Here is a 24,731-nt window from a genome sequence, read left to right on the forward strand (position 1 = left end):
GGGCAGACGGCCGTCGCGCACCTGAAGTCTCGCGGGGCACGTCACAGTTTCACTGGCCTCCATCACTGCATTTCTGCGTCATGACGAACGAGAAACGAAGGCAGTCATCCCAGTCACCGCGAAGGCCCTTGACGCCTTTTGGATCAAGGGGCAAAGTGGCCACCGTCTTCATCGGACGGTGGCGACACAATGCAACACCGACATTGGGGGTTTTGTCGATGCGCGACGCCATCCGGCGATTCGGGGTACTCGCAGCGATAACGCTGCTGATCGGCGCGGGTGTCCAGGTGCTGATGCCGTCTCCGGCGGCTGCGAGCAGCACAATCTGCAAGGGAGAGCAGATTCCGACCGGCTATGTCGCGGTGGCCCAGGGCTCGTCGTCCGCGTGCCCGGGCAGCTTCCCCAACACCTGGACCATCACGTTGCCGAGTCCGAGCGGCACCACGATGTGCAAGGGCCCGACCGTGGTACCGGACCGGTACGTCATCATCGCCCAGGGCAGCTCGACGGCCTGCCCGGGCAGCTTCCCCAACACCTGGACCATCCACCGGCCATCGACGACCGCGCCCAGCTCGATGTGCAAGGTCTCCCCGTACCCGGAGGCGTACGTGATCACCGCCGAGGGCAGCTCGACCGCCTGCCCGGGCAGCTTCCCCAACACCTGGACCATCGCGCCTGGCCTGGGAACCATCACGGTCTGCTCGGTGTCCCCGCTGCGCGCGTTCCACGTGGTCACCGCGCAGGGGAACTCGATGTCGTGCCCGGGTAGCTACCCGAACACCTGGACCGTCCAGCGGCCCCCGTCCACCGGCGTCACCGTGGTCTGCAAGGTGTCACCGTTGCCGGAGTATTTCGAGGTCATCGGCACCACCAACTCGTCGTCCTGCTCGGGTGGATCCCCGAACGCGAAGAGGATCCAGCGGGTCTGACCGTCACCGCCATGGCGGGCTGTCGCTTTCTTGCGAGGGCCCGCCATGGCGGTATCACGAGGACCGGGAAGATGCAGCAGGTCAGGCCGTTCTGGTGACCAGCGGGTCGTGGACCCGGCCGAGGAACAGCGGTACCCCGGTGAACCGGTCGTGGATGACGTACAGGAACGGCCGGTTCACGAAGAACTGCGGCCCCTGCGGGATCGACGGCGGCCGGATGATGATGGCCGACGCGGCGGCCGCCTCGGTGCCCTTCTCGTCCACCGCGATGAACGTCTCGTGCAGCACGTCGTCGATGCGCAGCGCCGAATCGGTGCTCATGCCGGTGAAGTCGGCCTGCGAGCTGAACGCCGTGGGCATGCCGAGGCTGCTCAGCACGGCGCCCAACTCGGCCGGCAGGCGGAACGTCCACTTGGGCAGGCGCAGTTCGACGAGGGCATTCTGGAACCCGGTCAGCAACGCGCCAAGCCACGTCACGTCGAGGTTTGCCTCGACCGCGGCCAGGTCGCCCTGGGTCGGCATGACGATGGCCATGTTCAGCCCGTGGCCGGCGAACGGCACGTCGACCGCACGCCACCCGTCGCCCACCAGGTAGCCCATCCCGTCGAACGGCCCCCGCATCATCTGCACGTCGACGACGCTGCCGTCGTCCCGGGTGAACGGCTCCGTCGCCGTGGCCGTCGCCCGGAACGGGTACAGCCAGGCCGCCTTGAGGTAGGTCGTGTTGGTGAGAATCAAATTGGTGTCGGGGGCCGGGAGACCGGCGGGCAACAGCTCCGGGATCTTCGCGTTGGTCCGATCGGAGACCCAGGTGTTGATCTCCTGGCGGGCCGCCTCCGGCGCGCCGCGGAAGTCGACCGGGTGCGGCGCGGCACCGTAGTAGCCGGTCAGGGTGTTCTGAAAGCCGGGTCGCAGGCCCAGGTCGAGCCGGGTCCACAGGGCGTTGGCGGTGGTCAGCAGGGGCCGCGCGACTCCGTCGCCGTTCTGGTACCGCTCGGCGAGCGCCTGTTGGACGGTGTTGAGCCCACTGTCGAGCGCGCCGGGTCGCGGCTGCGGCGCGTGGAGCACGGCGTCCATCTCGGCCGCCGTGGTCGAGCCGGCGCCCGCCCTGGCCATCGCGAGCGCAAGATTCACCGAGTACGGCGCGCACACCACGTTGCCGCCGGGACGGGTCGACGCCAGCTCACGGTAGAGGTCGGCCGAGAAGCCGCGGATCGCAGCCGCGCCGGCGGACAACGCGGCCGGGTCGGGGGGTACGCGTACCGGATCCGTCGAGGTGGCGGAACGGGAGTGGACTGGGGTGGCGGTGAGTGCGGCGGCCGCGAGCGGCACCGACCGCAATATAGATCGACGCGAGACCATATCGTGACGCTAGTGTAGCCGCGCGGAAATGCGCCAGGTCAAGGCGCGAAATACATCGGAATCTGACAATGTTTGTTCGTCGTCTGTCCAACGGATCCACCCGTTACCGGGTCTGCGGTCCACCGCGATCGACGAGGTCGTTGAGCCAGGTGAGGGCGTGCCGGCCCGAGGCGATCCCGTAGTCCAGGGTCACCAGCTGGTACGCCGCCACGTCGCGGAACTCCGCCGGCACCTCGACGGCGTCGAGACGACTCTTCAGGGCGGTGAGTTCGGCGAGGTCGGTTGCGGCCCGCTGCTGGATCCGGCGCAGTACGGGTAGCCGTTCCTCGGGGTCGAGCAGGCCCAGGAAGAACAGTCGGGGCAGCGCCACCGCCTCCAGGTCGGCCCCGCTGAGTTCGCCAGTCATCCAGCGGTGGAACTCCTGCCGACCCGCCTCGGTGACGCGGTAGACCTTCTTGCCGCGCCCGCCCGGTTCGGTGCTGGCGACCTCGATCCGCCCCTTGTCGAGCAGCGTGTCGAGGGCCCGTTTGATGCTGCCCGAGCTGGCGCTGTAGAAGAGCCCGACGCCCGCTTCGAAGCTCTTGATCAGGTCGTACAGGCTCTGCGGGGCGATGAGCAGCAGGCCCAGGATCACGTGTGCCACATCGGGATCCTACTCGTTTGACTCTCTTAGACATGTCTAGTAGGCATATTGCCATGCGAGGAAGATCCATGCGGCGTACGCTCACGGCCCCCGGCAATCGGGTGACCGGCGAGGTCGACGCCGGCCTGACCAGACTCGTGCAGAGGTTGAGTTCCCGATCCGGTCTGCACCACGTCAGCCTCGCCGTGTCCAGCGCCGACGGACAGCAGCACTGGGCGGGCGGATCCGGGCCGGAAGGCGCCGCCGAGCCGGAGGTACGCCCGGAGGCACCCTTCTTCATCGCCTCGATCACGAAGCGGTTCATCATCACGCTCGTCCTTCAGGCCCACGAGCGCGGCGAACTCGACCTGGACGCGCCGATCTGCACCTACCTGCCCGCAGAGGTGACCGCCGGACTGCACGTGCGGCGCGGAGTGGACCGGACGCCGCAGATCACCGTGCGCCACCTGGCCAGCCACACCTCGGGGCTACCGGACTTCTTCGAACGCCGCCGCGGCGGACCCAGCCTGTACCGGCAACTGCGCGCCGGGCAGGACATGTCCTGGACCTTCGAGGACGTCCTCGACATCACCCGCGAGCAGCAGCGCCCCCACTTCGACCCGCAGGACCTCACCGCCGCGACGCAGCGGGCGCGCTACTCCGACACCGGCTTCCAACTGCTGATCCGGATCCTGGAGAGCGTCACCTCCAGCACGTTCCCCGACCTGCTCACCGAACGAATCACCGGCCCCCTCGACCTCACCCACACCTGGCACCCCGCCGCACCGGCGCACCGCGCCGGAGGAGCCGAGCCCGCCGAACCGGACCTGCCCGCGCCCCTGCCCCTTTACATCAGGCGGCGGCGGGTGACGGTGGACAAGGTCATCGCCTCGTGCAACGACCTGTTCAGCACCACTGGGGATCTGCTCGCCTTCGAGCGGGCGCTGCTGGCCGGTGAACCCTTCGCCGACCCGAACACCCGGCACCTGCTGACCGAGCGCCGCAACCGGCTACGCAACGCCCCGGTGCTCCGTTACGGGCTGGGCACCATGTTCTTCAAGGTCAACCGGCTGATGTCGCCGCTGCCCAAGCCGGTGACCCTGGTCGGGCACTCGGGATCCACCGGCACCTGGCTGTTCACCTGCCCGGAACTCGATCTGCACCTGGCCGGCACCGTCGACCAGACCGAGGCCCGCGGCCTGCCATTCCGCATCATGGCCACCTGCCTGCGCATCTGGGGCAGCTGAGCGGTGGTCGGCCGCTGGCCCTAGGGCCTGTGTCTGCACCCGTGGCCTCTCCCCTGGCCGCGTACCGGCCCCGGGTGGGGCCCGACGCTCACGGTAACTGGCGTTGGACCAGGCGGCTGGTGAGGAACGGGCTGGGCGTGCCGTGCCAGAAGACCACCAACTCGTCACGCGGGCGGGTCGCGGCGACGAAGAGCAACGACCGGTCCCGCTGACGCTCCCGCTGGTAGCGCTTGGGATCGGTGTCCCGGTACCGGCTGATCAGCTGTCGGGGCACCAGCCCGTCACTCACCCCGGCGATCACCATCCGCTGGTACTCCAGACCCTTGAATCGGTGCATGGTGCCGACGTGGATGCCGTCGGGCTGTTTGGGACCGTCAGGGCCGATCTCCACCGCCGGCAGGCCGTCGGCCTCCAGCCGGCCGAGCACGTCGGCCGCGAACTCCCTGGTCGGTACGCAGACGGCCACCGAACCGTCGGTCGGGTTGCCCCAGTCCCGCAGTTGCTCGGCGATCAGATCGCGTTCCTGGGCCCAGGTCGCCGCGCCCCGGAAGACGGGCTGGCCGCCCCGGAGCAGCGAACGGTAACCGGCCAGGTCCTCCGGGCCGCCGTCGAGGTCGTCGTATACCTCACCGGTCATGATCTGTAGCGCGTCGGCGAGGATCTGTCGGGTGGTGCGGTAGCTCAGCGTCAGCCGTGAGGACCGGCCACGGATGTTGATGCCGAGGCTGCTCAGCGTCACGTGGTTGTCGTAGATGCGCTGGTGGGTGTCGCCGGTGAGGAACATGTCGTCCGGGCCCGAGGCGACCATCGCCCGCAGCATCTTCCAGTGCGCCGCGCTGAGGTCCTGCGCCTCGTCCACCACCACGTGCCGGTAGCGGGGTCGATAGAGGCTGCCGGAGGACTCGCCCGAGTTGGCGGCGGCCCGGTCCATCTCGATCCGGGCGGCCCGCTCGGCGATCTGCCGCCAGGTCCAGACGCCCCGGGCCTCCAGCCAGGTGGTGAACCGTTCGGTGAGCCGCCAGATCTGGTCGCGTTCCATCCGGTTCAGGCTGCGTCCCCGGTTGGGTCGCCGGGCCTTGAAGTATTCGGTCCGGGAGTTGAGCACCTGACCGAGGATCACCTGGGTCCACTCGGCAGCCAGAAACTCGGCGTCCCAGCCGTTCTCACCGGTCTCGACCAGGAAGTCGGTCCACAGTTGCGGCACCTCGTTGTCGCTGACCACGCGCCGGCTGCCGCCGGCCCTGGCCTCCGAGACGACCCGGCTGGCCAGCCGGTCGATGTTGACGATGTCGACCCGGGCGACCAGTTCCTCACCGCCGAGCGCCATGAGCCGGGTACGCAGGTCGGCCGCGAGGTTCCGGTTGAAGGTGGTGAGCAGGATTGGTTTGTCCGTGCCGGGCGGCAACTGCCGGGCGAGGTGTGCGACGCGGTGCAGGGCCACGATCGTCTTTCCGGTGCCCGGTCCGCCACCCACCCGGGCCGGGCCGTTGTAGCGCCGCTCCACCAGCTTGCGTTGGGTGGGGTGCAGGAAGATCTGCCACCGTTCGAAGGACTCCACGAGCATCGCCTGAAGGGCCTCGTCGTCGGAGGTCACCTGGGTCGCGGGCCGGGCCACCGCGGCGGCGAAGTCCTCGGGGTCGATCGGTTCGTCGGCCCGGACCGGGTCGGTGACCTGGTCGCGTACCTCGTCGTAGGTCTTGCCGTCGAAGAGGGCGAAGAGCACGTCGGTGGTGAGTTGCGGTGCCCGGTCGAGCAGTTCCAGCAGTTCCGCCTCGGTGGTCAGGGCGCGGATCTGTGGCAGCAGTGGCTCGGCGACGCCCAGTTCCAGCAGCTGGACGTCGGTGTAGCGATCGAACAGCGGCTTCGACGCCGGTTGCGGCTCGACCACCGACGGCTCGACCACGGACGGATCAGCCACTGCGGGAAGGGCCACGGACGGATCAGCCACTGCGGGAAGGGCCACGGACGAATCCGGGGAGACGACCCGGCCCACGATGCTGTCGCCGACCGGCGCCAGGTCGACGACCTCGATGCCGCCGGTGACCCGGTTGATCCGGTACGCGTAGCGGCTCAGGTCGTCGTACACCTCGCTGCGGTGCTTGACCGCGACGAGCAGGTAGTCCCGCGCGGCGATGTGCAGCAGCAGCGCCCGATAGTCCCGGCTGATCCGCGCGGACATCAGCCGCGAGTCGCCGTTGAGGGACTTGAGCTTGAGGCCCGGGTTGTCGGGGTTGTGGCGGAACTTGTGCATGAACTCGTAGACCGCGCCGATGTCGGCGCGGGTGAGCTTCATGACCTCCTTGTCGGCCCGGTCGAGCATCCGCAGCATCGCTCCGGTCTTCATCGGTCCTCTCCCCCACTCGTCGCGGCCAGCCGCGCCGCCAACTCCTCCGCCGACCACTGCCGTGCCGTCCGTACCCGCCAGCCGGCATCGGCGTACGCCCGGTTCCGGTCTTCGACCTCCGGGTCGTCCGGTGATCCACTGAGCACCACGGCGACCCGCCGCTCGGGCCAGGCCAACTCCGCCTGCCAGCCCTGGTCACCGAGTTCGTAGCCGACCACCGGCAGGGGCAGGTCCCACGCGGCCAACTGCTGGACGAGACCCTCCAGCGTGCCTTCGTCCGGGTCCACGTAACGCAGCACGTCACCCCAGGGAGAATCGTCCTGCACCGGCTGTGCCGGGGCCGGCTGGCTGACGGCGCCGAGCCAGGTCGCCGTCTCCTCGTCCAGCGGCAGGGCGCGTCGGGTCAGCGAGAGTCCGGTGCCCTCGGCGACGGCCATCGACGCCGGTTCGAACAGGTCGAGGTCGGAGACGACGAGTTGCCCGGCGTCGCCGCCGCCCTCGGCGAGGAACTGGATGACATTGCCCCACGCCAACCAGCCCGCCCACCGCTCCTTGTGTCCTTCGGCGGCGACCGCCGCCGGCAGGTCGTCCAGCACGGCCAGCGCCGACCAGGTCGGCAGCGGCTTGCTACGGCCGTCGACGAGCACCGTCAGGGCGCAGTCGGCTGCGTCGCGGGCCCGGACGACCATGATCTGTCCCCGGGCGGCCGAGGGCGGCAGTGGCTCGCCGCGCAGCGCCGCGAGCAGCCGGTCGGCCACCCCGCCCGAGTCGCAGCGGCTGTTCTCCCGGGCCTGCGGAAGCAGGCCGGCCAGGACCGCCTCGGCCCGCCGCTGCCACCGGTGCAGGTCGGGCTCGGCGAGGAAACGCAACAGCTGCTCGATCGGGTTGGCCCAGACCGTCGTCGTCAGCTCGTCCGGGTCGGCACCGGGCAGGAAGCTCCGGTACCGCTCGCGGGCGGTCTGCTGGCTGATGCCGCCGTACGGCAGCCAGCCGCCGTTTCCCTCCGGGCTGCCCCACGTCACCACGTCGTCCCAGGTGGCGGCGAAGACCAGATAACCGTGGGCGCGCAGCCGGGCCCGTTTCTCGGCGTCGTCGGCGAGCCGGTTGTACTGGCTGGAGGCGTGGTACTTGAAGCCGTCGAGGTAGACGGCGACCTCGGGCGAGGGCGCGTCGAGGCGCTTGAAGTGCACGTCCGGTCGGGTGCCCCGGACGGTGTTCTGGAGCTTCATCTGCCAGTGGGTGACGTTCTGCCCGCCGCCGGTGACGAACCGGAGGTCGGCGATGCGGGCCCCGTCGTGATCGGTGCGCTTCTCGATCCGCAGCCCGGAGTCCGGCGCGGCACCGCGGGCCAGCAGCTTGGTCAGGAAGCGCATCTCCAACTCGCTCTCCACCTGACCGATGAGCGAGATCTCGTCGGTACGGGTGCCCTTCTCCACGTCCCAGCTGTCGAGGAGTTTGTCCAGCATGCCCAGCGCCTCGTCGCGGCTCATCAGGGCGAACTGGTCGTTGCGGGCGTACCGCAGCAGGCAGCGGTGGCAGACGGGCCGGGCCTGGCGCCGGCACTCGCACTCGGTGATGCGCCGTCGGGCCAACTCCAGCACCCGGCGGAACTCGTCCGGTTCGGCGAGCCGGTGCAGGTAGCCGGTGCCCTGCGGTTGGGTGTCGAAGACGACGACGAAGTTGCGGGTGCCGTCGCTCTGCCCGTCCGGCATGGTGGCCGGAACCGCTTGAAGGTGGGCCGGGTCGCCGCCGTACTGGGCGGCGATGCCGAGCCGGATCGCCGCGGCGAGGGAGACAACCCGCTCCGCCACCAACGCGGTCGCCGCTGGGATCAGGATGCGCAGCGCCTCGGTCTCCAACTCGTGGGCCAGGATCAGGTCGACGTGGGTGTCCGGCGCGGCAGGCGTTCGACGGTACGGACACCACGGCCGATGGTGCTCGGCACCCTGCACCACCGTCGCCCCGGACGCCTGCGCGGCGAGCTGTTGGCTGACCGCCGGAGCGCCGTCGACGGTGGTGCCGCCGCACGAGGTGCAGGTGTGGAAGCGGTTGATGCGCACCTCGTCGCCGGCGAACGCCTCGGCGGCCCGGTCGAAGCGCTGGGCGCCCAGGTTGAAGTGACGGACCATGGCGTGCCGGCTGTAGTCGACACCGAACGTCTCGTGCGCGTGCCGCCAGGAAGATTCGACCTTGGCCGGGTCGATGTCGACCGCGACGGTGGTGGCGTAGAAGCGGCGGGTGCGGTCGTCACTGTCGTCGCGGATGCGGGCGTCGTCGCGCTTGTCCCGGCTGTAGACCCGGGTCGGCTGGAGCACCTGGAAGAGCCGGCCGTGGTCGGCGATGCCCCGGTCGGCGCAGCGCGGGCAGGCGCTGGTGTCCTCCTGCGCCAGGTGGGTGCGGACGTAGCCGCACTGGGCGCAGATCCGCCACTGCTCGTACGCGGGCCGGTCGGCGGGGCCGACCTCCAGGCCGGAGATCTCGTGCTGGTAGCCCCGCACGTAGTACGTGTTGCCGGGGGCGATCTCCACAAGCGCCTGGCGGGCCGGGCGGGCGTACTCGCGTAGCTCGCTGTGGAAGCGGCGGTCGCCGTCGACCTGCTCCTCCCAGGTGAGGGTGGCCTCCAGATCGGTGCGGGTGTCGATGAGGGCGTAGTTCGGCAGCAGCCCGAACTCGACAAGGGTGCCGTGCGCGGCGGCGCCGCTGACCTCCCGCAGCCGGCGGCGTACGGCGGCTTCCTCGGCCCGGAGCATCTTCAGCTCGCGGGCGTGGTCCGGGTCGCTGGCCACCAGCGAGCCTCGGGCGGCGGCGATCTCCTGGAGTCGACGCCGCAGGTCGGCCAGGCGCAGCTCCCAGCGCTCGTCGGCCTCCTTGACCCGGTGCACGATGCCGTCGACGGCGAACTCGCGCAGTTGGTCGGCGGCGGTCCGCAGGATCTTGTCGCCGAAGAGGGCGAGGAAGTCCTCGACCAGGCGTATCCCGTCGCGGCGACCGGCCTCGGCGAGGTTGGCCAGCCAGCCGCTCGGGCCGAAGAGGACGTGCGCCCGACGGGGCATCGGCAGCACCCCGGGCAGCTTGCCACGGGCGGCCAGGTCGATCAGGTGGGCGAGGTACTGCCGGCGCAGGATCTCCACGGCGGAGAGGAAGCAGCCGGGCGGCACGATCTGCCCGGCAATCATGTCGCGTGGCTCGGTGAGGTAGTAGCGGTCCCGTTCGGTGCGACCAACCAGGGTGAGCACGAGCGCGTTGCCGCTGCGTCGGCCGGCGCGGCCGGCCCGCTGGACGTAGTTGGCGGGTCCGTGCGGCAGCGACGCGAGCACCACCGCGGAGAGCGCGCCGATGTCGATGCCCATCTCCAGCGTCGGGGTGCAGGAGAGCACGTTCGGGTCGGTGTAGCGCTTGCCGTCGCGGAACTGCTGCTCGACCTTCTCCCGCTGGCCTCGGGTGAGCATGCCGGTGTGCTCGCCGGTCACCACCCGGAAGACGTCGCTCTCCAGGTACAGCCGCCGGTAGTAGTCGTCCGGCGCGGTGTCGTCGGAGGCGGGTCGGAGCCGGCCACGGCAGCGGTACTGCCGGCACGGTTGGCCGATCCAGTCGACGACCCGGTCGGGATGCTCGGTCTGCTGCCAGTGGCAGGTGTCGCAGCCGACGCCGGCCGCCACGGCGGCGGTGTCGTCCAGCCGAGTGACCCGTAGGTGGCCGGGGAGCAGCCCGTACACGGTGTTGCCGTCCTCGGTGTCGCCAGCCGCGACAATGCCGGCAGCGGCCAGGGCGGGCAGCAGCCGACTCAGGTAGCCGGCGGCCTCGCCGAGGTCCAGGCCGAGGCAGCGGGCGGTCCAGTCCTGATACCAGTTGCCGCGCGCGGTGATCGCGTCGAACTCGGAGCGGGATTTCGGGGTCGCCAGCAGGAAGGCGGGTGCGGAGACGCCCCGGGGGAAGGCGGGCATGCCGGCGGGCCGGCCACCCCAGACCTGCCACCGGGTGCCGCCGCGCCGCAGGTACGGCACCAGCCACTGGTGGTAGACCGCGCCCCGGGTGCGCAGCCGTTCCAGCAGGCCACGCAGGAAGGCCAGGTAGCGGGCGTCGTCGGGCGCGGTGGTGCCGAGCTGGCCCGGGCCGGTGAACTGCACGTCGCGGCAGAGCGCGACCGCTGCGGCCGGGTCGTCGAGTGCCACCTCGACGGCCACGGCCCGGGTCAACTCCAGAGTGCGGCCCTGCCGGGAACGCAACCCCGCCTCCAGCACGGTGGCGAAGACGAGCCGTTCACCGATCAGTGACCAGGTCTGCCGGCTGCCGGTCTCGTCCCCGGCGAGCAGGCCGTCCACGCCCGGCTGGCCGTGCAGGTCCGGCGGCACGACGGTGGAGACGATCTCCGGCCGCGCCGCCTCCGCGACCATCTGCACCACCAGTTCGTCCAGCCCGACGGACTCGCCAGGGGTGAGCTGGTCGGCAAGCAGGGCACGCAGCGAGAAGGCGTACGACCGGTTGGCGACGAAACCGGCCCGGTGCGCCGCGTCCTGGACAGAGTCGTTGAAGAGCAGCGTCTTACGTTCCGCCTGGTCCAACTCGCCGCCGGTGAAGAGCTGGGTGATGGCGACCGAGGCGAGGGTGGCCAGGCCGGCACCGAGGAAGCGGATGCCGTGGTCGAGCTGGCAGGAGGGGCAGCGGTCCTTCTCGGCCGCGTCGAGGCCGGACAGGTCACCGAGCACCACGATCTCGTCGTCGCCCACCGTCCGGTCGCGCTGCTCGTCGTAGGGGCGTACCCGGTGGCCGTGTTCCAGCACCAGCAGGCCACTCACCCGTTGCCGGATCTCGTCGTCGGTGGCCGCGATCAGCGCCCGTACCCGACGCTTGTCCCGACCGACGCTGGCCCGGTAGATCTTGTCCGGGTCGGTCTCCAGCTCCTGCGGGTCCTTCTCCGGCGACAGCGCCATCCAGCCGGAGCGTCCGCAGTGCCGGCAGTAGACGGCCGGCAGCCGCAGGTGGCGGTTGTCGGCGATGACTGTGTCGCGCTCGGTGGCGTACGGGTCCAGCTCCCGGGGGGCCTCGCCGTACCAGCCGAAGGTGGCCTGGTGGGAGGTGCCGCGCAGCAGCCGGGAGACGGCGCGTACCCAGAGATGGGTTTCGATGTTGAGCAGCGGCCGGCGCGGGTCGTCCGGGTGGCGGGCCATCGACAGCAGTCCGACGAACCGGGCCAGCGCCCGCGCGGTGATCTCGGGTCGGCTGCGCATCACGCTGCCCCAGCCGGTGGCGTTCTTGCGCGGCAGCACGTCGATGACCTCGTCGAGGGTGCGCGGCGCCGGGCCGAGCGAGTCGAGCACCGCCTTGGTCAACGGATGCTTGCGCAACAGCTCGCCGAGCCGTTCCGGCCGGGCCGAGCAGTCCTCGCCGAGCACCAGCTCGGCGACCTCGGTCATCATCCGCGCCGGATCCCGGCCGTCGACGGCGGCGAGCTGCTCGGGGCTGGGCAGCGGCAGGCTGAAATCCTGACCGGTCATGAACTCGCCGGAGTCGTAGCGTTCCTCCCCCACAAGCGAATCCGCGTCGAACGCGAGGCCGAAGACCTGCTCGGCGACCTCCCGGATGGCGGTCCGGCCGTCCCGACCGTCGCCCTCGCCGAGGGTGGCGGAGGTGGCGACCGGGCAGATCGGCCCCAGCGGGCGGCCCGGCTCGGCCAGGCCGAGCGCGGCGGCCAGCCGACGCAGCAGCATCGCCACGTCGGTACCCTGCGCGCCGTCGTAGCTGTGGAACTCGTCAAGCACCACGTACGCCGGCTCGGCACCTTCCCACAGCGGCAGGTCGTCGGCGCGCTGGAGCAGCAGGTCAAGCATCTTGTAGTTGGTGATCAGGATGTCCGGCGGGGTGCGGCGCATCTCCGACCGGCTGGTCAACACGTGCCGATACTCGATCTCCGCGACGTCGCCGATGTAGAGGCCGGCGGTGACGCCGGCCAGCGCCGGATCGGTGAGCAGTTCGTTGATGCGCTGGGTCTGGTCGGTGGCCAGGGCGTTCATCGGGTAGAGCAGGATCGCCTTGATGCCGGGCTGTCCCTGCTGCCGGCGTCGCCGGCAGTGGTCGAGGACCGGGATCAGGAACGATTCGGTCTTGCCGGAGCCGGTGCCCGTGGTGATCAGCGTCGGCTCGGCGGCCTTTCCCCTGGTCGACAGGCGGGCGAACGCCTTCGCCTGGTGCCGGTAGGGGGTGAAATCTTCCGGGGCCCAGTCCAGGCACGCCCACCAGTCGCCCTCCGCCGGCCGGAAGGGAGTGCGGATCCGCAGGTACGGCCCGCGAAAAATGCCCTGTTCGGGGTGGGAAAGGAAACCCTCCAAGCCCTGGCGTACGCCCTCCTCGGTCAGCCCGAAGGTGGTGGTCAGGTATTGCGTGAGGGTCCGACGCAGAGTGTCGGCGGCAATCGTCGGCCTCATGAGCGCATCACCCGCGGCATGCTACGTCAATATCCACTGTGGCTGATCCGCTGATCAGCCACGATGGACACTCAGTCGGGAATGCGACAACTCATGATGTCGAACCGATGGCGGGCTGGGCGGTGATCCGCGCGGCTGCGGTCGACCCATTGTTTCCGCCCTGTTAAGGCCGTCGACTGGCATCGGCTGAGGCCACCGCCCCATCCGGTCGACTTACTTCGTTCATCTATTCCTGCCGGTCTTGCCCGAGCCGGAACAGTCCTCCAATATCACTACCCAAAGTCACGGCATGCATGCGCTGTGACACGAGTCGTGCGGAGGATTCCGAATGAATCAAACGGGTCGGGTGTGGCGACGTCTCGCTGCGTTCAGGTCGGCGGGAGGCCCGGTGGCACTGCTGCGCATGGCGGCGACGGCGCTGGCCGTCGCCGTCATGGGTGGTGCCGCCGCAGTAGCCCTGGCGACGCCGGCCAGTGCGGCGACCACGACGATCTGCAAGAACCAGGCAGTACCCGCCGGGTACGTCATCATCGCCGAGGGCTCCTCGATCTCCTGCCCCTACAGCTTCCCCAACACCTGGACGATCACGACCCCGTCGACCACCTCGACGACCGTGATGTGCAAGGTGTCGTCCGTGCCGACCGGGTTCGTCGTCGTCGCCGAGGGTTCGTCGATCTCCTGCCCCTACAGCTTCCCCAACACCTGGACCATCCAGAAGCCGCCGACCTCCACGTCGAGCGTGATGTGCAAGGTGTCATCCGTGCCGACCGGGTTCGTCATCACCGCTGAGGGCTCCTCGATCTCCTGCCCCTACAGCTTCCCCAACACCTGGACCATCCGCACGCCGGCGACCAGCGGCACCACCGTCGTCTGCTCGGTGTCCCCGATCCCATCGGGCTATGTGGTGGTCGGCACCGGCTCGTCGATCTCCTGCCCCTACAGCTTCCCGAACACGAAGACCATCCAGCGGCTCTGACGGACCACCCAGACGCCCCGCCGCCGGCACCACACCGGCGGCGGGGCCACGTTCGGCACGAGGACCGCACGAGCGCATCAGCCGCGGGATGCTCGTCCATGCCCACTGCGGTTGACCCGCTGATCAGCCACGGTGGAGCTTTGGTCGGATAAGCGACACCTTGCGCGACTAACCACATCCGGTTGCCAGCAAAAGCTGTACTACCCTTTGTCATCCGCGCCATTGATCAAGTGCTGGCACAGATGAGGTGACAACTTCCGATGGTCGCAGCGGCAGAGACCACCCTGCAAGGACTTCTTGAAGGTACGAAGCAATACCAGGTGCCCCTCTACCAGCGCACATACTCTTGGCAGGAGCACCAGCTGGAACGCCTCTGGGAGGACATCGTCCGGCTTGCCGAAGATCGCGACGAAAATCCGAAGGCGACACACTTCATCGGTTCGTTGGTGCTGGCGCCCAGCCCCGACAACGGCCCCGCTGGCGTCGTCGAGTTCCTGGTGGTCGATGGTCAGCAGCGTTTGACGACCCTCTCCATCCTGCTCTGCGCAATCCGGGATCACCGGGTGGCCAACGAAGGCGAGGAACACCATGACCGGCTCACCGACCAGTATCTGATCAACAAGTACGCGGCAACGAGGCGCTTGAAGCTCGTACCTACGCAGGCTGACCTTGCGGCATATCTGGCCTGCGTGGACTCATCCGCGCAGGCTGGACAGGGTGAGGTGGGTGCTGCATACGAGTTCTTCCAGAAGCAGTTGGCGGTCCCCTCCATTGCGGTAAAGATCCAGCAGTTGGAAGAAGCGGTGATCTTCGGATTGGCGCTGGTATCGGTCGTCGCACACGCCGACGACAACGTCTACCGGATCTTCGAGTCGCTGAACAACACCGGCCTCAAGCTCACCCAGGCTGATCTGCTGCGCAACTACCTGTTCATGCGTCTGCCGACCCGGAGCCAGGCCGTCTACGACGCGCACTGGTTGCCATTGCAAAAGCGGCTGAGTTCGACGGAACTGGAGACCCTGTTCTGGTTGGACCTGGTGCACCGGGATCCTCGCATCACGCAGGGCGACACGTATGCGCGGCAGCAGGCGCGGCTCGATCGGCTGGACACGGAGGACGGCATCGAGAGCGAGGTACGTCGCTTCGCCCGCCTCGGCGCGCTGCTGGAGGTCATCCTGCATCCCGAGAAGGAGCAGGATCCGGACGTGCGGTTCCGACTGGAACGGTTGCACGCCTGGGGCACCACTACCGTCTATCCCGTCCTACTGCACCTGCTGGACCGGCGCAGCCAGGGCACCGCGACCAGTGCTCAGGTCGCGTCCGCGATGCACTATGTCGAGAGTTTCCTCGTCCGGCGGCTACTGATCGGCCGCGCCACCGCGAACATCAACCGCAACCTACTTTCCATCGTCACCGAGATGGACAAAAATCTGCCGGTAGACCAGGCGGTGCACGCATACCTGTCAACCGGTCGCAAGTACTATGCCACCGACGCGGACGTGAGACACGCGGTTCGGTCGCTTCCGTTCTACACCAACGGACGGGCCGCCCAGCGTTCGTTGGTGATGCGCTGGCTGGAGGAGTCATACGGCAGCAAGGAGCCGTTCGCACTGACGAAGCTCACCATCGAGCACGTCCTGCCGCAGAGCATGAGCCCGGAGTGGCAGCGGATGCTCGCCGCCGACCTGCAACCGCACGAGAACGTCGCCGAGGTGCATGACGCTCTGAAGCACACGTTGGGCAACCTCACTCTGACCGGATACAACGTCGAGCTGGGCAACAGCCCGTTCCCCGTCAAAAGGGTTCAGCTCGCCAAGAGCGGCCTGCGCCTCACCCGCGACATCGTCGCCTGCGAACGTTGGGGACGGCCACAGATCCACGCCCGCGCCGACGCCCTCGCCGAGCGAATCATCGAAACCTGGCCCGGCCCCACCGCGCAGGCTGTCGACCAGTCCGAGGTCCGCTGGGACCTCATGGAGACTGCGCTCTCCGCGCTACCAGCCGGCTCATGGACCACCTACGGCGACCTCGCCGCGTTGATCGGCACCGCGCCTCAGCCGGTAGGCAACCGGCTGCGCTCTGTACCGGTACCCAACGCCCACCGGGTATTGCAGGCCGAGGGAACGATGGCCGCTGGTTTCCGTTGGCCCGACGGACGAACGGACGACCCGATCGAGGCTCTGCGCGCCGAAGGAGTCCTGTTCGACCAGCATGGTCGCGCCGATCACACGCAGCGCATCGACCTTGACGAGCTGGCGCAGCTGACCGGACTGGCGCCTGACGAGTTGCCCCGGCGGCTGCCACGGCCACGGCCCGGTGAGGGGCAGTCCCGTGCCGACCGCTTCGCCGAACAGCTCGCAGTCCTGCAACAGGACAAGGCTGTCTGCGAGGCCACGCTTACGCTGCTCGACCGGTGGATCGAAGTAGGCGGAACGCTTCTCTATGGCGGCGGAGCGGAGACATCCTGCTTTCTCATGGCCCGCGAACGCGGCCACCGCGACGGCGACATCTGGCCGGTGACCATCTACCCGAGCGGAAAAGTGGAGGTGGTCTTCCAGCACCTGGCCAAACGCACCCCGTTCGACGACCTCACGCTGCGCGAGGAGTTCCGGCACCGACTCAACCAGCTTTCCGGTGTGAACATCGCCGCCGCCAAGCTCGCACTGCGTCCCGGCTTCTCCCTGACCGTCCTCGCCGACAGGTCCGCCGCCGCGACCCTCGTGGAACACCTCCAATGGTTCTACGAGCACGCCCACCTTTCCGAGGAAGATGATGAGACGCTCACGGTGTAGCGGCTACAGCCTGGACCGCACGACAGTTGCTCCGATGGCTGACCGTCGTGCCGGGCTCCTGGCGGTGGCGGTCGTCCTGGCCCTCGCCGGCTGCACGAACGACACTTCCGACAACGGGCAGCCGACCGGAGGTACCGCCCACGTGAGCCCCGCACCGGTACGGACCGACCGGGAACCGATCGCCAAACGCTTCCCGCACCTCGGCGACTTCGCCGAGGTGCACTGGCAGGCGTCGACCGCCGGCACGGACAACTCGCGGGTACCCGGACCGACCGACACCCGCATCGAAGCGATCGTCGCGCTGCGGCCCGACGCCCTGGTAGCAGCCGTCAAACAGTACGACTGGAGCCCCGCGCCGGCCGGCTGGGACGAACCCCTCAGCGCCGAACTGCGGCCCTTCCTGCCCACCGACGGCACCTGGCAGGTCAGCGAGCAGTATACCGACGACGTACGGACCGCCAGCTACAGCGGCCTCGTCTACCTCGACACCACAAGCGGCACCGTCTACCTCCGGCTGATCGACAGCTGACAACGAACCGGGCAGTCCAGTGTGCGGCCGATGTCCCGCCCCTCGGCGCGTTACCCGATCAACGTTGGTAGGGGCGGCACAAGCTTCGACGAAGCGAGCGGTGGCACCGCTGGAGCCTCCGCGTCCGCACTGAGCGATGACCGACCGGAGCGCGGGCAGACAACCGGACGGACAACAACCGGGTGCGGAACGACCGGAGCACGTCAACCGGTCAGCGGCCTCGGACCGATACCCCTTCCCCCATCCGTTGCACGTCTGCGGCGTTCGGCGAGCATGGACAAACGGTCGTCTCATGTCCGAAGTGGAGCAGCGGATAGGGATCGACGATCATACAATGACATCCTCGAAGGATCGACATACAACGTGCCCGAGCGGCGGGTGAGGATTCCGGCTCTGCTCAGCAGACTCGGACCGTGACCAACCAGCCTCCGCACGACCCGGGGCAGTGGCAGCCCTCGCCGCCGTCCTCTTCCCCGCACGTACCTCCGCCCGGCCATGGCCCAGGAACGCCGCCGACCGGTGGTTTCCCGGCGGCGCCTGGCGGCTGGCTGGCGCTGCCACCGAAGCGGACGAACCCGCTGCTGGTCGTCCTGGTCGGTGCCGTTGCCCTGGTGCTCCTGTGCTGCGGGGTGGCGACCGTCTCGGCGATCGTCGCGCCGTCGGCTGAATCTCCGGGACAGCAGGATCTCGCCGCCGAGCGGGTTCCGTCCGCGCAGGCCGAGGAGAGTTCATCCCCGGCTACGGCCGCAGCGGCAGCGCCCACGCAACAGGCAACACCAACGCCGTCCCCGACGCCGGTGACGCAGACGCGCACCATCACCGAGACGGAGAAGGTCCCGTACAAGACGAGGACGGTCAAGGACTCGTCCCTGGCCAAGGGCACCAAGAAGGTACGCACCCGCGGCGTGTCGGGCGTCAGGACTCTGACGTACGAGGTGACCATGGTCGACGGCGTCGAGACGACGAAGAAGTTGGTCAAGTCGGAAATCACGAGGCAGCCGGTCACGCGGGTTGTCCGGGTCGGCACCAAGGAGGCTCCGCGATGCGACCCGAACTACGCGGGTGCCTGCGTACCCATCGCGAGTGACGTCGACTGCGCCGGTGGCACCGGCGACGGCCCCGCCTACGTCCACGGCCCCGTACGTGTGATCGGCAACGACATCTACGACCTCGACCGCGATGGTGACGGCGTCGGCTGCGACCGCTGATGCGGTCTCGGTGGGCGTCTCCATGGCGATGACGCCCGCAGCCATATATTGACACTTTGAATTCGATCGATCACCGTAGGTGATTCACGCAGCGCGTCGACACCGGGGGTGACGGTGGAAATTGACTCACTCGTGCACGCTCTGAACTACCAGTCCCTGCTGACTCTCGACTCCTCTCCTCAGCTCGTCGATGACGTGCTGCGGTACGCCGAGACACACGCCAAGCAGCGAGAGGCGTACTGGTATCACAAGATGTTGACGCCAGTGGACATCGGCAAGGGTTCGCTGTTGACCAGCCCGGCGCGAGTCCTGCACGAGCTTGGGGTGGCCACGACCTTGTTGACGGCGTCGCCGCTGTCTCAGGTCGCTCGGCACTGGGCTGCCGTCCGCTACTGCGCCACCTTGACCAGGGCCAAGGGCCGACGCCTTGCGTTGACGGCGGATGCCAACGAGGTTGTCTACCACCACAAGGTGACCCAGTCGGAGCAACTGGGAATCGGGTTGGCCCTGGTCGTCGCCAAGCGGCTGCTCCGACAACAGTACCGAGGTTGGACGTTCCACGCCGTCGACGCGGAAGTGGCGTTGAAGGCTGGCTTTGTAGTCGGGGCTGGCACGGTGGAATCCGTCTCGCGGACCAAGAAGCGCCCGGACTACATCCTGTTGGGGCACCGCGCCACGAAGAGCCGTAGGCGAATGAAGATTGTGGTCCTGGAATGCAAAGGCACTCATCAGGCGCAAAACTTCGTCCACGGCCAACTCGCCCGAGCCGCCGTACAGGTGCAAGCGCTGAAGGTGGGCGGACGCCTGCCGCCGTCGCTGATGGTCGCTTCGCACCTCACCCAGACCGGGATAACCGCCTACGTGCTCGACCCGCCCGGCGACGACGAGTTGTGGTCCGGTGGCGACGACGAGCTGGATGAGTTGTTGAGCACCAGCCCCGAGGACCAGTTCTGGCACCCCCGCATGACCACGCCGGACGAGGCCCGCGTGAGGCAGGCGCCCGCCCGTGGACCGTCCCAGACGGAAGAGGCCGCCCCAGATCCGGCGGCGGCCGAGGAGTTGCCGCCTGGCGCACCCGAGGTGTTCGAAATACCAGAGCAGCGGCGAAGTTGGTTTACCCAGATCCTGACCCGTGCAGTGGCAGCCACCGCCCTGCTCTTTGCCGGGGACAGCGCCACCGCCAGTGGCTACGCCACGCCACGCCAACGCGGAACGCGGGATTCGGAAGCCCAGCCTGGGCTGTTCGATCTGGATCCGGCATGGGCGACAAGCAGCGCCATGACGGTTGAGTTGCCCGGTGGGATCTCCGCCGAGGGCACCCGGTATCGCGCACCCCTGGGACGAGGCAGGACTCTGGAGGTATTCCGGGGCGTGGAGAGCCGCCTCTACCGCCAGCTAGCCGAGGGGCGAATCGGGACATATTTGAGGGAGGCACCCGGCCCTTTTTGGCGGGTGGGCAGCATCGCCGGCCGATGGAGGAGTCTACTCATTTGGCCAGGATGGAACCGTCCTCGTCCTTCGCGTTCTGGACAACGGCAGGTGAGCCGGGCACACGAACCAGGCTTTGCGCCGTCCTGTCAGTTGGACGCATCTGGCGGCCTCATCGGAATCCCGTCTGTCACTTTCGGAAGCCAATCGACTACGGTGATGCGACGGCTGGCGAGGTTTGGGGGCGAGCTTGCAGCATCGTGGACGTTCGATGGTGCTTCAACTGTCCTTGCTGGTGGTAGCCGTCCTGTTCGACCTGACCGCAGGCTTCGTCGTGGATGCGACCGGCACCTCGGGGGTGGCGGCCACTGTCCAGGCTATCGCCGGTCCTGCCCTGCTCGTGCTGCTGCTGGCGCTGATCGTCGGCAACGGCTTGGTGTGGTGGTGGGAGAATCCGCGGCCGTCGCGACCGGCCTGGAGCGGTGACCGTTCTCCGTACCCGGGCTTGGCCGCCTTCACCGAGCTGGATGCGGCGGTCTTCTTCGGCCGCGACGACCAGGCCATGGAACTCGTTCGCCGGTTGCACACGCTGGCAGCCGACCCGACGGTCCGCTTCGTATGCGTGACTGGAGCCTCCGGCAGCGGGAAATCTTCTCTGGTGCAGGCGGGAGTGATTCCTCGCCTGCGGGGGCACCGGTGGCGTGTGCTGCCTCCGGTCGAGCCCGCCGGGGAGCCGCTGAGTCGTCTGGCAGCGGTCGCGGCGGAGTTGACCGACGAGCCTCGACAGGCCGTCCTACGCCGCATGTGGTCAGACTCGGAGACTCTCGCCGAGGCGCTGCGCGGTGGACGTTCCAGCACTACCAGCCGGTACGCCAGAACGCTGCTGGTCATCGATCAGCTTGAGGAACTGGTGACGCTGTCCGGGGCGGCCGAACGGAAGCTGTTCCTGGACCAGATCGCCACCGCGCTTGCCACGGACCGACGGTTGTGGGTGGTGGCGACCCTACGGATCGAGTTCCTCGCGGATCTGCTCGCCACCGAACACGCCAACCTGTTCAGCGCACCGGCGGCGGTCGGCACGATGCACCCCGGCGACCTGGCGACGGTCATCGAGGAGCCCGCCCGGCTGGCGGGGATGAGCCTCGAACCGGGACTGGTGGCCGAGATCGTGCAGGAGACAGGCACGCCCGACGCGCTGCCCTTGCTAGCATATCTCTTGCAGGAGATGTATCTCGCCGTGGGCCGGGGCCGCGTCGTCACCCGGCAGACGTACCAGTCGCTCGGTGGTGTAGCCGGCGCGCTGTCGCGGCAGGCGGACATGGTCTTCGCCGATCTGCGCACCCGACACGATTCCCAGCTGATCCTGTCCACCCTGTTGCGACTGGTATCGATGGATGGTGCGAAGCCCACCCGTCGCCGGCTGCCGATGGACGAACTGTCAGCGGAACAGCGCCGGATCGTGGAGGTCTTCACCGACGCCCGGCTCCTCACCTCGGATGTCATCGACGGGCGCGCCTACGTCCAGGTGGCACATGAGGCGCTGTTCCGGCAGTGGGCGCCGCTTCGCCAGGAGGTTGAAGCGCGAGCCGAGCACCTGAAACGACGGGCCGAGCTGGAGCGGTGGTCTGCGGACTGGCACCGCTCCGGACGCAGCCCTGACTATCTGCTCACCGGCGAGCGACTCACGCTGGCCGGGCAGTGGCTGGACGCGATGCGCTCGGCTGGGCAGGACACTCCGGCGGCCCGCGATCTCGTCGAGGCGTCCCGGCGACGGGACACCGCGTTCCTGCGGCAGGTGTCGGAGTCCATCGGCCGGTACGCGCTCACCAACGTCGACCGGCATCCAGAGCTGGCCGTCCTGCTGACCACCGCCGCGCTGGCCGAGTGCCCCACGACGACGGTCACCACCAGGGCGCTGATGTCGGCGTTGGCGTTCAGCCACGTCGAGGCGGTACTGGCCGGGCATCAGGACGCGGTCCGCGGGGTCGCATGGTCATCCGACGGCCGGACGGTCGCGACCGCCTCGCGTGACGGCACCGCCCGCCTCTGGGACAGCGCAACCGGCATGGTGACGCACGTGCTGCGCGGCCACACCGGCATGGTGGAGGCGGTCGCTTTCTCCCCGGACTGCGCACTGGTCGCCACGGCCTCCCGGGACAGCACCATCCGAATCTGGGACACCGCAACCGCCGCCCCGATCACGGTCCTGTCCTGCGGCGACTACGTCCGCGACGTGGCCTGGTCACCCGATGGTGCCCGACTGGCCGGCACCAGCCGTGACCATCGCGTCCACCTGTGGAACACCGCCACCTGGGCCGACCACACCATCCTGTCCGGGCACGCGGGTGACGTGTGGGGTGTGCACTGGGGGCCCGGCGGCCGGCAGCTCGCAACCGCCTCGCACGACCGGACCGTCATCGTCTGGGATGTCGCCGCCGGACAACCGGAATGTGTCCTGCGCGGTCATCTCGACCTCGTCGAAGCCATCGCCTTCTCCCCTGACGGTCACTGGATCGCCACCGGCGCGGCCGACCGCACGATACGAATCTGGGATGCTCACACCGGCAGCCAACACCGCTGCATCGGGGGGCAGCACGACGCCATCTGGTCGCTTGCCTGGGCCCCGGACGGCGAACAGATCGCCTTTGCCAGCGGCGATGGCACCGTCTTCGTCTGGGACGTCGTCCGGCTGCGTCAGGTCTCCGAACTGCGTGGGCACGAGCACACCGCCTGGAGCGTCATGTTCAGCCCCGACGGCACCCGGGTGCTCACCGGCTCGGCCGACAACACCGCGCGGATCTGGGCACTGCATCCGCATGGTGCGGAACGGGCCCGGTTTGCCAGGCATCGTGCCGGCATCACGGCCCTGGCGGTCAGTGCCGGCGGCGACATCGTGACCGGCTCCAGCGACACCAGCATCCGGCGCTGGCATCCGGACAGCGAAAGCTCGGAGCCGATGCGTCACGAGCTTTCCGGGGCCGTCACCGCCATCGCCGCTCGGCCCACGAGGGCTTCCCTGGCCGCAGCCACCGATGACGGCGCGATCATCCTCATCGGCACCGACGGGATCGACGTACCAATCGCACACGGCATCGAGGCGGAATCGTTGGCCTGCTCGCCCGACGGGACCCTGCTCGCGGCTGGTGTCAAGGACAACAACATCCACCTCTTCGACGTTCGCACCCGTGCCCTGACCGGCGTACTACGCGGCCACACCGACTGGATCGGCGCCCTCGCCTGGTCGCCCAGCGGCCGGTATCTAGCCTCCGGTTCCGACGACCGCACCGTACGGATCTGGGACATGGAGAATCCGAGCAGCAGTACGGTGCTCGCCGGGCACCAAAACTACGTCGACGGCGTGGCCTGGGCCCCCGACGAACGCAGTCTGGCCACCTGCTCCGCCGACTGGACCATCCGAATCTGGCAGCTAGCCGACGGCGATGACACCCGGGCGACGGTGCTGACCGGCCACGAACGACGCGTCCGGGCCGTCGCTTTCTCCCCCGACGGCCATTACCTGGCCTCAGGCTCCGACGACCGCACCGTACGCCGCTGGGACACCCGCACCGACGGCGAACAGCAGGTGATCGGTGTCCATCGTGACACGGTCACCTGCCTTGCCTGGCTGCCCGACGGCCGGCAGGTGGTGACCGGATCAGCCGACGCCACCGTACGCGTCTGGTCCGCCGAACTCGACCTCGACGCCCTCGTCACGACCGCTCGGACCAGGGTTTTCCGTGCCCTCACCGACGACGAGCGCAGCGCCCACCTGTTGCCGACCCGCGAATAACTACAGCACAGTCTCCACCGCGCGGACCTCCTCGCCGACCAGGAACTCCGTCGGATCGACCCCCAGCGCCTTTCGCTTCGGCGACGCCCAGTAGGCGGCGTTGGCCTCCTCGAACGGCCCCTCCCCGGCGTAGGAGATCACCCAGATGTGGGCGTTGCGTTCCCGATCCATCCAGGAGCCGTGCACCTCGAACCCGAACTCCCGCCGCAGCGGAACAATCAACGTCCGCCACTGCTCAATCCACTCGTCCAGCCGGCCGGCCCGCACCACATAGGTACGAATCTGCACGCTACCCATAGCGTCGGCACTCCCTCCTGAGCGGGCGGGTCGCCATCCCACCCAGCGCCGATTCTCCACGACGTCCGCCTCTCACCGAGATGTGGCCGGGAAGTGCGCCAGAGCGGTCCAGTCCTCCAGCGCGGCGAGAAGGATCTTCTTGACCTGAGTCTTGGTCTCCTCAAGAGCAAGGTCGATGAAGCACTGACATCGTGTCAGGTCATCGCCGTTGACCAGGCACAACAGCACTCCGGTCACCTGTAGACCGCGCGCCGCAGCCACCATCTTGGCGTCCGGGGGCAGCGGAATGTTCGCGGCGAGTTGGCGAGCGAATGCCTGCACGACCCGGTCACCGCCGAGGAGCGACGCGAGCCAGGCTGCGATCGCTCCGACGAGATTGTGCAGCATCCTCTTGCCGGTCAGGATCGCCTCAGCCAACCGCGCCAGACCCTTGCATCGCCGTCGCCGTCGCCGTCGACGGCTGAACAGCTGCCGCCAGACCTCCTCGGTCACGTATTCGGTGGCGCGCTCAGACACGACGCTGCCCCACCCGTCGTTGAGGACATCTGCGCAGTACTCGGCGGCCTTCTCGACGCGCTCCTGACGGCGGCGTTCCCGGATCGCCGCATTCCGACCACCAGCGCCTCGCGGAGGACTTCCGTGAGTGCCCCGACGGCCTGAAGGCGTCGCGCGGCGACCGGGCCCTCTCTCCTTGACATGCCGTGGCCCCGCTTCCGGCATCCCGACATGGCGGTAGCACCGCAGCCCGAGCACTTTCACCGGCTTTTTGCAAAGCGTGTTCTCCT

Annotated in this window: 13 protein-coding genes; 7 read left to right on the top strand and 6 right to left on the bottom strand. The window is 68.7% G+C overall.

From position 1 onward, the window contains the following. Nucleotides 1–218: 218 nt before the first annotated feature. A complete protein-coding gene (locus QQG74_RS17270; RefSeq protein WP_341715798.1) occupies nucleotides 219–929 on the top strand; it encodes a hypothetical protein in 711 nt (236 codons plus the stop codon). Between the two features lie 81 nt (nucleotides 930–1,010). Here QQG74_RS17270 and QQG74_RS17275 read toward each other — a convergent pair whose 3' ends face one another. Together QQG74_RS17275 and QQG74_RS17280 are read right to left on the bottom strand one after the other, a co-directional pair. Further along, complete coding sequence (locus tag QQG74_RS17275) at nucleotides 1,011–2,291, bottom strand: serpin family protein (RefSeq protein WP_341715799.1); 1,281 nt, start codon at nucleotides 2,289–2,291, stop codon at nucleotides 1,011–1,013. A gap of 103 nt (nucleotides 2,292–2,394) precedes the next feature. After that, nucleotides 2,395–2,934, bottom strand: coding sequence for a PadR family transcriptional regulator (locus QQG74_RS17280; protein WP_341715800.1), 540 nt, complete (start codon nucleotides 2,932–2,934; stop codon nucleotides 2,395–2,397). 68 nt (nucleotides 2,935–3,002) lie between these two features. On the opposite strand from QQG74_RS17280, the gene QQG74_RS17285 reads away from it, so the two are divergent. Then, nucleotides 3,003–4,160 carry a serine hydrolase domain-containing protein gene (locus QQG74_RS17285; RefSeq protein ID WP_341715801.1) on the top strand — a complete coding sequence of 386 codons (1,158 nt, stop codon included), beginning with the start codon at nucleotides 3,003–3,005 and terminating at the stop codon, nucleotides 4,158–4,160. Nucleotides 4,161–4,248: 88 nt separating this feature from the next. Here the strand turns inward: QQG74_RS17285 and QQG74_RS17290 are convergent, their stop codons facing one another. Both QQG74_RS17290 and QQG74_RS17295 read right to left on the bottom strand, forming a co-directional pair. After that, a complete protein-coding gene (locus QQG74_RS17290) occupies nucleotides 4,249–6,504 on the bottom strand; it encodes a UvrD-helicase domain-containing protein (protein WP_341715802.1) in 2,256 nt (751 codons plus the stop codon). Beyond that, a complete protein-coding gene (locus QQG74_RS17295) occupies nucleotides 6,501–12,926 on the bottom strand; it encodes a DEAD/DEAH box helicase (protein ID WP_341715803.1) in 6,426 nt (2,141 codons plus the stop codon). The genes QQG74_RS17290 and QQG74_RS17295 overlap by 4 nt, the downstream gene beginning before the upstream one ends. A 388-nt stretch (nucleotides 12,927–13,314) precedes the next feature. Between QQG74_RS17295 and QQG74_RS17300 the strand changes: the two genes are divergently transcribed. The 5 genes from QQG74_RS17300 (at nucleotide 13,315) to QQG74_RS17320 (ending at nucleotide 23,649) form a co-directional block, all read left to right on the top strand. Continuing rightward, nucleotides 13,315–13,902 carry a hypothetical protein gene (locus tag QQG74_RS17300; protein WP_341715804.1) on the top strand — a complete coding sequence of 196 codons (588 nt, stop codon included), beginning with the start codon at nucleotides 13,315–13,317 and terminating at the stop codon, nucleotides 13,900–13,902. A gap of 260 nt (nucleotides 13,903–14,162) precedes the next feature. Next, entirely contained in the window at nucleotides 14,163–16,694 is a 2,532-nt protein-coding gene (locus tag QQG74_RS17305; protein WP_341715805.1) for a DUF262 domain-containing protein, read from the top strand. Nucleotides 16,695–16,728: 34 nt separating this feature from the next. Beyond that, nucleotides 16,729–17,223 carry a hypothetical protein gene (locus tag QQG74_RS17310; RefSeq protein WP_341715806.1) on the top strand — a complete coding sequence of 165 codons (495 nt, stop codon included), beginning with the start codon at nucleotides 16,729–16,731 and terminating at the stop codon, nucleotides 17,221–17,223. Between the two features lie 413 nt (nucleotides 17,224–17,636). Beyond that, nucleotides 17,637–18,431 (top strand): G5 domain-containing protein, encoded by a 795-nt coding sequence (locus QQG74_RS17315; RefSeq protein ID WP_341715807.1) that lies wholly within the window; start codon nucleotides 17,637–17,639, stop codon nucleotides 18,429–18,431. A 1,699-nt stretch (nucleotides 18,432–20,130) separates the two neighbouring features. Further along, nucleotides 20,131–23,649, top strand: a complete 3,519-nt coding sequence (locus QQG74_RS17320) for a hypothetical protein (protein WP_341715808.1) — start codon at nucleotides 20,131–20,133, stop codon at nucleotides 23,647–23,649. Here the strand turns inward: QQG74_RS17320 and QQG74_RS17325 are convergent, their stop codons facing one another. After that, nucleotides 23,650–23,946 (bottom strand): NIPSNAP family protein, encoded by a 297-nt coding sequence (locus tag QQG74_RS17325; RefSeq protein ID WP_341715809.1) that lies wholly within the window; start codon nucleotides 23,944–23,946, stop codon nucleotides 23,650–23,652. 72 nt (nucleotides 23,947–24,018) lie between these two features. After that, a complete protein-coding gene (locus QQG74_RS17330; RefSeq protein ID WP_341715810.1) occupies nucleotides 24,019–24,462 on the bottom strand; it encodes a hypothetical protein in 444 nt (147 codons plus the stop codon). Nucleotides 24,463–24,731: the final 269 nt, after the last annotated feature.

Source organism: Micromonospora sp. FIMYZ51, assembly GCF_038246755.1.
Taxonomy (GTDB): domain Bacteria; phylum Actinomycetota; class Actinomycetes; order Mycobacteriales; family Micromonosporaceae; genus Micromonospora.

What these genes read in the sequence shown, in the direction of transcription:
- QQG74_RS17270 (WP_341715798.1), top strand. Translation starts at nt 219, where the DNA reads ATGCGCGACGCCATCCGGCGATTCGGGGTACTCGCAGCGATAACGCTG.
- QQG74_RS17275 (WP_341715799.1), bottom strand. Translation starts at nt 2,291, where the DNA reads ATGGTCTCGCGTCGATCTATATTGCGGTCGGTGCCGCTCGCGGCCGCC.
- QQG74_RS17285 (WP_341715801.1), top strand. Translation starts at nt 3,003, where the DNA reads ATGCGGCGTACGCTCACGGCCCCCGGCAATCGGGTGACCGGCGAGGTC.
- QQG74_RS17290 (WP_341715802.1), bottom strand. Translation starts at nt 6,504, where the DNA reads ATGAAGACCGGAGCGATGCTGCGGATGCTCGACCGGGCCGACAAGGAG.
- QQG74_RS17295 (WP_341715803.1), bottom strand. Translation starts at nt 12,926, where the DNA reads ATGAGGCCGACGATTGCCGCCGACACTCTGCGTCGGACCCTCACGCAA.
- QQG74_RS17305 (WP_341715805.1), top strand. Translation starts at nt 14,163, where the DNA reads ATGGTCGCAGCGGCAGAGACCACCCTGCAAGGACTTCTTGAAGGTACG.
- QQG74_RS17310 (WP_341715806.1), top strand. Translation starts at nt 16,729, where the DNA reads ATGGCTGACCGTCGTGCCGGGCTCCTGGCGGTGGCGGTCGTCCTGGCC.
- QQG74_RS17320 (WP_341715808.1), top strand. Translation starts at nt 20,131, where the DNA reads ATGGTGCTTCAACTGTCCTTGCTGGTGGTAGCCGTCCTGTTCGACCTG.
- QQG74_RS17325 (WP_341715809.1), bottom strand. Translation starts at nt 23,946, where the DNA reads ATGGGTAGCGTGCAGATTCGTACCTATGTGGTGCGGGCCGGCCGGCTG.